Origin of the sequence: Halopseudomonas yangmingensis, from assembly GCF_900114825.1 — a bacterium.
Classification (GTDB): Bacteria; Pseudomonadota; Gammaproteobacteria; order Pseudomonadales; family Pseudomonadaceae; genus Halopseudomonas; species Halopseudomonas yangmingensis.
The window spans coordinates 77,121-84,142 of sequence record NZ_FOUI01000014.1 but is presented as its reverse complement, the minus strand read 5'-3'; the positions used below and the strand labels follow the sequence as shown (position 1 = coordinate 84,142).

Here is a 7,022-nt window from a genome sequence, read left to right as displayed (position 1 = left end):
GACAATGTGGAACTGCATGAGATTGCAAACCACCGAAGCCGTACTTCATCACTGACCCAATTCGCGATGGCGTGAAAGCATAGGCCCACACGACACCGCTAAAGAATTGCTTGACGACCATAGAGCGTTGGAACCACCTGATCCCATCCCGAACTCAGAAGTGAAACGACGCATCGCCGATGGTAGTGTGGGGTTTCCCCATGTGAGAGTAGGTCATCGTCAAGCTCCAAACAAAAACCCCGATCTGGAAACAGATCGGGGTTTTTACTTTGCGCGCGACCATACTTGTTGTCACTGCCACCCGCCCATCTGACAACTGCGCCTGGAGCAACGGTGGACAGCCGCAGGCTGCCCGCAGGGCGATGGCCGGGATGGGCCGGGTCAATGTAGGTCATCGTCAAGCTTCAAACAAAAAACGCCCACATCCTGAAGCCTCCATCCTCCATCCTCCATCCTCCAGGCCCAGGCCAACCTCAGCCGTTTTGCTGTTGTCAGTTTGTTGTCCTGAGAGAGGTTGTGATGAAATACCACGCGTTTGAGACTGGACAGGCAGAACACTTGGGTACATCCTCCCTTGTGCCAACCCAGTTTGCCTGCGCGGAGGATGCCGTGGTTTATGTGCAACGTGATGAAAATGGCCTGATCCTGCGAGTCGAGCCAAAGCCCTTCGACGAAATGACCGACCAGTTGGCGGTGCAGAGCGAAGAGCTGGAAGAGTGGTTGTGTGCCCGCGAGGAGGTCCAGCGCCGTTTGCAGCACTTGCGCAGTACCGATGCCGACATGGTGCGGGTAGTTGAGGATCTGGTAGCCCTGTTGGTCGAGCGGGATGTTATCCGTTTTACCGACTTGCCCGAGTTTGCCCGCCGCAAGCTGGATGAACGAGCCTTGGACAGAGCGGAAATCGAGGGTCTTAACAGCGAGATCGAGCAGCGACTGAGGCCTTTGGGCAAATAGCCGGCGGCTATCTTGCGTGGTCTTGCCAATCCTTATTCTTTAGCGGTTTAAGTAATAAGAAAATCATTCTAAGCTTTTTATTGTTCTAAATAAGCCGTCTTGGGTATCCTGTTGCTCCTTGAGTCAGCCTGTAGCCAGTTGCCGGAGCATCGCCATGTCACGCCAGCCTATCCTTTCTTCTTTGTTGTCGCGTTCAGGCGCCACCCTGGTGCTTGCCCTGGGTGTCAGCATGCTGAGCATGCAGGCTTCTGCCAGGGAGTTGCTCAACTCATCCTATGATATTTCGCGGGAGCTGTTTTCCGCTTACAACGAGCAGTTTGTCGAGCACTGGCAGGCGCAGAATGGTGAAGCCGTTCGCATTCGCCAGTCGCATGGCGGTTCCTCGCGTCAGGCTCAGGCAATCATCCAGGGCTTGCGGGCTGATGTGGTGACCTACAACCAGGTTACCGACGTGGATATCCTGCATGAACGCGGTAACCTGATTCCGGCTGACTGGCGTGAACGCCTGCCGAATGCCAGCTCGCCCTTCTATTCCACCATGGCTTTTCTGGTGCGCAAGGGCAATCCGAAAAATATCCGCAATTGGGATGACCTGGTTCGCGAGGACGTGAGCTCGGTATTGCCCAACCCGAAAACCTCCGGCAACGGACGCTACAGCTACCTGGCTGCTCTCGGCTATGCACAGAAAACCTTCGGTGACGACCAGTCGGCGATTGATGCTTATCTGCGTGGCTTTTTGGGCAATGTGGCCGTGTTCGATACTGGTGGCCGTGGCGCTACCACAACCTTTGTCGAGCGCGGCATCGCCGATGTGCTGCTGACCTTCGAGTCCGAGGTCAACAATATCATCGCCGAATACCCTGATGCGGGCTTTGAGGTTGTGCTGCCCAAGGTCAGCTTTCTGGCCGAGTTTCCGGTGACCTGGATTGACCGCAATGTGCAGCGTAACGGTACAGAGGAGCTGGCCAGGGCGTATCTGCAACACTTGTACAGCGAGCAAGCCCAACGCCTGATTGCCGGGTTCAGTTACCGCGTCCATGATCCTGTGGTGCAGGCCGAGTTTGCTGACCGTTTTCCGGCACTTGAGCTGTTGCCGATCGAGGCGATCACGGGTGACTGGGAAACCGCCATGCGCGAGCACTTTGCCAACGGCGGCAAACTCGACCAGTTGCAGCGGCGTTAAGCGGAATTGGCTGTGAATACCAAACGCGGCGGCTTGCTGCCGCGCCTTACCTCCCGTCCCGGCAAGCGTGTGCTGCCGGGATTTGCTTTGAGCATGGGCGTTTCACTGCTGTTTGTCAGTCTGGTGCTGCTGCTGCCGATCAGCGGGCTGGTGGTGGAAAGCGCCGGCATGAGCTGGGCCCAGTACTGGGCGGTTGTCAGTGATGAGCGGGTGGTGGCCTCCTATCGCGTGACGCTGTGGGCGGCCTTGATTGCGTCGTTGTTCAATGGGGTGGTCGGTCTGTTGCTGGCCTGGGTCCTGGTACGCTACAGCTTTCCCGGCAAGCGTGTGGTGGATGCGTTGATGGATCTGCCCTTTGCCCTGCCGACCGCGGTGGCCGGCATCACGCTGGCTGCACTGTTTGCCGAGAACGGCTGGTACGGACAATGGCTGGCAACCTTGGGCATCAAAGTGGCCTTTACCCCGCTGGGTATTATTGTGGCCATGTCCTTTACCAGTTTGCCCTTTGTTGTGCGGACTGTTCAGCCGGTGCTCGAGGACCTGCCAGTGGAGGACGAGGAGGCGGCAATCAGTATGGGAGCTTCCGACTGGACGGTGTTCCGTCGCATTCTGTTCCCCAGTCTGTGGCCGGCCCTGATGACCGGTATCGCCTTGTCCTTTACCCGCAGTCTCGGCGAGTTTGGCGCCATTATCTTTATTGCCGGTAACATGCCGTATGTCAGCGAAGTGACCAGCCTGATGATTTTCATTCGACTTCAGGAGTTCGACCATGCGGCGGCCAGCGCGATTGCCTCGGTGGTGCTGCTGGCCTCGCTGATTCTGCTGTTCGGCATCAATCTGTGGCAGGCCCGCTATCTGCGGCGTCTGCACGGACGTTGAGGAGTAGCCATGCAGCGTACGTCGGTTCATCGTGTCGGTGAGCAGCGCTGGGTGCGCTGGACGCTTATTTGCCTGGCGCTCGGGTTGACGCTGCTGTTACTGGTCATGCCTCTGCTGCTGATTTTTGTCGAAGCCTTTTCTGGCGGAGCGCAGACCTGGTGGGCCAACCTGACCGACTATTACACCCTCAGGGCAATCGGCCTGACGCTGCTGGTGGCCGCATTGACGGTGCCGCTGAACCTGCTGTTTGGCGTGTTCCTCGCCTGGCTGGTAACCCGCTTCGAGTTTCCCGGGCGCAAGCTGCTGATCACCCTGATCGATATCCCCTTTGCCGTGTCTCCGGTGGTGGCCGGTCTGCTGTATTTACTGTTGTACGGCAGCAACGGCTGGCTGGGCGGCTGGCTGATGCAGCACGATGTGCAGCTGATGTTTGCCTGGCCGGGTATTGTCATGGTCACTGTATTCGTTACCTGCCCCTTTGTTGCCCGTGAGCTGATTCCGCTGATGCAGCAGCAGGGTCGCGAGGAAGAAGAGGCTGCCGTGGTGCTGGGAGCCAGTGGCTGGCAGCTGTTCCGGCGGGTGACGCTACCGAATATCCAGTGGGCGTTGCTGTACGGCGTGGTACTGACCAATGCCCGTGCGGTCGGCGAGTTTGGAGCGGTTTCGGTGGTATCCGGCAATATCCGCGGAGAAACCAATACCCTGCCGCTGCATATCGAGCTGCTGTATCAGGACTATAACGCGGTAGGTGCCTTTACCAGTGCGTCCCTGCTGGCGGTAATCGCCCTGGTCACATTGCTGGTAAAGAGTTTTGTCGAGTGGCGCCAGGCGCGCCAGCGTGCCCCCTTGCATGAACAACAGGAGCAGGGCTGATGAGTATCACCCTCGAGCAGATCAACAAGTCCTTCGGGGCCTTCCGTGCGCTCGATGATATTTCCCTGGCAATCGGTGACGGGCAACTGGTTGGCCTGCTCGGGCCCTCGGGCTCTGGCAAGACCACCTTGCTGCGCATCATCGCAGGCCTGGAAAGCGCGGACAGGGGGCGCATCCTGTTCCAGGGCGAGGATGTCACCGGCTTGCACGTGCGTGAGCGGCGAGTGGGTTTTGTTTTCCAGCACTATGCGCTGTTCCGGCATATGACGGTTGCCGAGAACATTGCCTTCGGGCTGGATGTATTGCCGCGCAAGTCAAGACCTGTCGCTGGCGAAATCCGTCGGCGGGTCGGTGAGCTGCTGGAAATGGTACAGCTCTCGCATCTGGCCGGGCGTTATCCGTCGCAGTTGTCCGGTGGCCAGAAACAACGCATTGCACTGGCGCGCGCACTGGCGATGCAGCCCCAGATACTGCTGCTGGATGAACCTTTCGGCGCACTGGATGCCCGGGTGCGCAAGGATCTGCGCCGTTGGCTGCGTAACCTGCATGACGAACTGCACTTCACCAGCGTATTTGTTACCCATGACCAGGAAGAAGCTCTGGAGCTGTCTGACCAGGTGGTGGTGATGAGTGCCGGACGTATTGAACAGGTCGATCAACCCCAGGCACTCTATGCCCGTCCCGACAGCCGTTTCGTGTTTGATTTTCTTGGTCATGTGAACGTGTTTGACGGCACGCTGGACGGCCGTCTGCTGCAGCAGGGTGAGGCCTGGATACGTCTTCCCGAGAACCGCGAAGGGGCGTCGTCCGTGCAGGTCTATTTGCGTCCCCACGAAGTGCGTCTGCAGTTGCAGCCGGTGGCGCACGCCCATCTGCCGCTGCAGGTGGAGGCGATCAATCTGATCGGTGCCGAGGTTCGCCTGGAATTGCGTCCCTGTGGCTGGGAGGCTGCGCAGCTATGGGAAATAGGCATCACCCATGCCGAGTTCAACGCCTGGCAGCCCAGGCGTGGCGACCGCTGCTTTGCTGTGCCGGATGTCGGTCACCTGTTTGGCGCGGGCAATGCAGCGCCCGAGACGCTCTATTGGGGGTGAGTGCGGGGCTGGGCAGAATGCCTTGGGTCTGCTTAAATGCGGATGGAGCTCATGACGAGTTCATTACAGGACACCCGCCATGAAGGCGGAATCACTACCGGAGCAATGACCATGTTGAAAAAGACTCTGCTGGCGGCCCTCGTCAGCTGCCTCGGCGTTACCGCCGCCCATGCCAACCCCTATCAGCCCAATGGGTATCTGTTTGGCAGTGTCGGCCAGTCAAAAGCAGACGTTTCTCTTGGACCTGTTCCTGCAGGGCTGTCTGCTTCTTTGGACAAGAAAGATACAGCCTACAAGGTCGGTGCTGGTATTAATCTGAATCCCAATCTGGCGGTAGAATTCCAGTATGTAGATCTCGGTGAACTCACAATAAAAGCGACCGATGGCATTGATAGGCTGAAAGGCACTGAGGATTCATATGGTCTTGGTGCAAACTTGGTTGGCACCCTGCCACTTGATGATTTCGCGCTATTTGCCAAGGTTGGATACCATCAGGTGAAGACGAAATGGCGTACATCCATAACGAATTTTGGCTCTGGCAGTGATACTGAAAAAGAGTGGGTGACTTCTTACGGCATAGGTGCAGGCTATGCCGTAAATGAATCCTTTTCGATTGTTGCCGAGTATGAGCGCTACCGGAAAGTGGCTGGTGAATACCACGTTGATATGTTGTCAGCTGGTCTGCGCTACAACTTCTGATTGTTTCCGGCATGATACAAAAGGGCCTGCATTGCAGGCCCTTTTTTGTGCGTGTGTCATCAGTCTGTCGCAGGTGATCAGTAGGATTGGCAGCCCGGCCGGGGGATTTTTTGCTCGAAGCGGGCAGGGGGTTGTTTTATAATGCGCGGCTTTCTCGGGGTTGCCGGGCGCCGTCCGGCCGAATGACAGCTTCAGGGGGTATCAACGAATTGATCCAGACGCCGTACTATCTGATCGACAAGCTCAAGCTCAAGCGCAACATGGAAATCGTCCAGTACGTGCGCGAGCAGTCCGGAGCCAAGGCCCTGCTGGCCCTCAAGTGCTTCGCCACCTGGTCGGTGTTCGACCTGATGAGTCAGTATATGGACGGCACCACGTCCTCCTCGCTTAACGAGGTGAAACTGGGGCGACTCAAGTTCGGTGGCGAGACCCACGCCTACAGTGTGGCCTGGGCCGACCACGAGATCGATGAAGTGCTGGCGAACTCGGACAAGATCATTTTCAATTCGATCGGGCAGCTCGAGCGTTTCGAGCAGGACTCGGTGGGCCATACGCGTGGCCTGCGCCTCAATCCCGGTGTTTCAAGTTCTGAATTCATCATCGCCGATCCGTCACGTCCGTTCAGCCGCCTTGGCGAATGGGATGCGGAAAAGGTGATGAAAGTCATCGATAAAATATCCGGCTTCATGATCCACAACAACTGCGAGAACGGCTCGTTCGAGCTGTTTGATCGTATGTTGTCGCAGATCGAGGAGCGCTTTGGCGCGCTGCTGGAGCAGGTCGAGTGGGTCAGCCTGGGTGGCGGCATCCACTTTACCGGTGACGGTTATCCGCTGGATGCATTCTGCGCTCGCCTCAGGGCATTCTCTCAGCGCTATGGCGTACAGGTCTATCTGGAGCCTGGCGAAGCGTCCATTACCTTGAGTACCTCACTGGAAGTGACAGTGCTCGACACCCTGTACAACGGCAAACAGCTGGCGATCGTCGACAGTTCGATCGAGGCGCATATGCTTGACCTGCTGATCTACCGTCAACCGGCCAAAATGGCAGCCTGTGATGGCCCTCACCAGTACATGGTGTGCGGCAAGTCGTGCCTGGCCGGGGACATCTTCGGTGAGTTCAATTTTGACCATGAGCTGAAAGTCGGCGATCGACTGTCGTTTATCGATGCGGCTGGTTACACCATGGTCAAGAAGAACTGGTTCAACGGCGTGCAGATGCCGTCGATCGCGGTGCGCCAGCTGGATGGCAGCATCGAGCTGGTCAGGGAATTCGGATTCGAAGACTTCGTCAGCAGCCTCTCCTGAGGTGTCGTCCAACCACTCGCTCCTGGCCTGTTT

7 protein-coding genes and 1 rRNA gene are annotated in these 7,022 nt (G+C 57.5%); all 8 read left to right on the top strand.

Annotated features, from left to right (window positions below; translation table 11 throughout):
- Positions 1 to 109 precede the first annotated feature (109 nt).
- A 5S ribosomal RNA gene (gene rrf, locus BMZ23_RS12220) occupies positions 110 to 225 on the top strand.
- Positions 226 to 609: 384 nt separating this feature from the next.
- Positions 610 to 954, top strand: a complete 345-nt coding sequence (locus BMZ23_RS12215) for a tryptophan synthase subunit beta (protein WP_093477788.1) — start codon at positions 610 to 612, stop codon at positions 952 to 954.
- A 154-nt stretch (positions 955 to 1,108) separates the two neighbouring features.
- Positions 1,109 to 2,137, top strand: coding sequence for a thiosulfate ABC transporter substrate-binding protein CysP (gene cysP, locus BMZ23_RS12210; protein ID WP_093477765.1), 1,029 nt, complete (start codon positions 1,109 to 1,111; stop codon positions 2,135 to 2,137).
- 12 nt (positions 2,138 to 2,149) lie between these two features.
- On the top strand, positions 2,150 to 3,016 hold the full coding sequence (cysT, locus tag BMZ23_RS12205) for a sulfate/thiosulfate ABC transporter permease CysT (protein WP_281242331.1): 867 nt from the start codon (positions 2,150 to 2,152) through the stop codon (positions 3,014 to 3,016).
- Positions 3,017 to 3,025: 9 nt separating this feature from the next.
- Entirely contained in the window at positions 3,026 to 3,889 is an 864-nt protein-coding gene (gene cysW, locus BMZ23_RS12200) for a sulfate/thiosulfate ABC transporter permease CysW (protein WP_093477762.1), read from the top strand.
- Positions 3,889 to 4,983 carry a sulfate/molybdate ABC transporter ATP-binding protein gene (locus BMZ23_RS12195; protein ID WP_093477759.1) on the top strand — a complete coding sequence of 365 codons (1,095 nt, stop codon included), beginning with the start codon at positions 3,889 to 3,891 and terminating at the stop codon, positions 4,981 to 4,983. Before cysW ends, BMZ23_RS12195 begins: the two co-directional genes overlap by 1 nt.
- Before the next feature lie 111 nt (positions 4,984 to 5,094).
- Positions 5,095 to 5,682, top strand: coding sequence for a porin family protein (locus tag BMZ23_RS12190; protein WP_177197283.1), 588 nt, complete (start codon positions 5,095 to 5,097; stop codon positions 5,680 to 5,682).
- A gap of 209 nt (positions 5,683 to 5,891) precedes the next feature.
- Complete coding sequence (locus BMZ23_RS12185; protein ID WP_093477783.1) at positions 5,892 to 6,989, top strand: carboxynorspermidine decarboxylase; 1,098 nt, start codon at positions 5,892 to 5,894, stop codon at positions 6,987 to 6,989.
- Positions 6,990 to 7,022 lie beyond the last annotated feature (33 nt).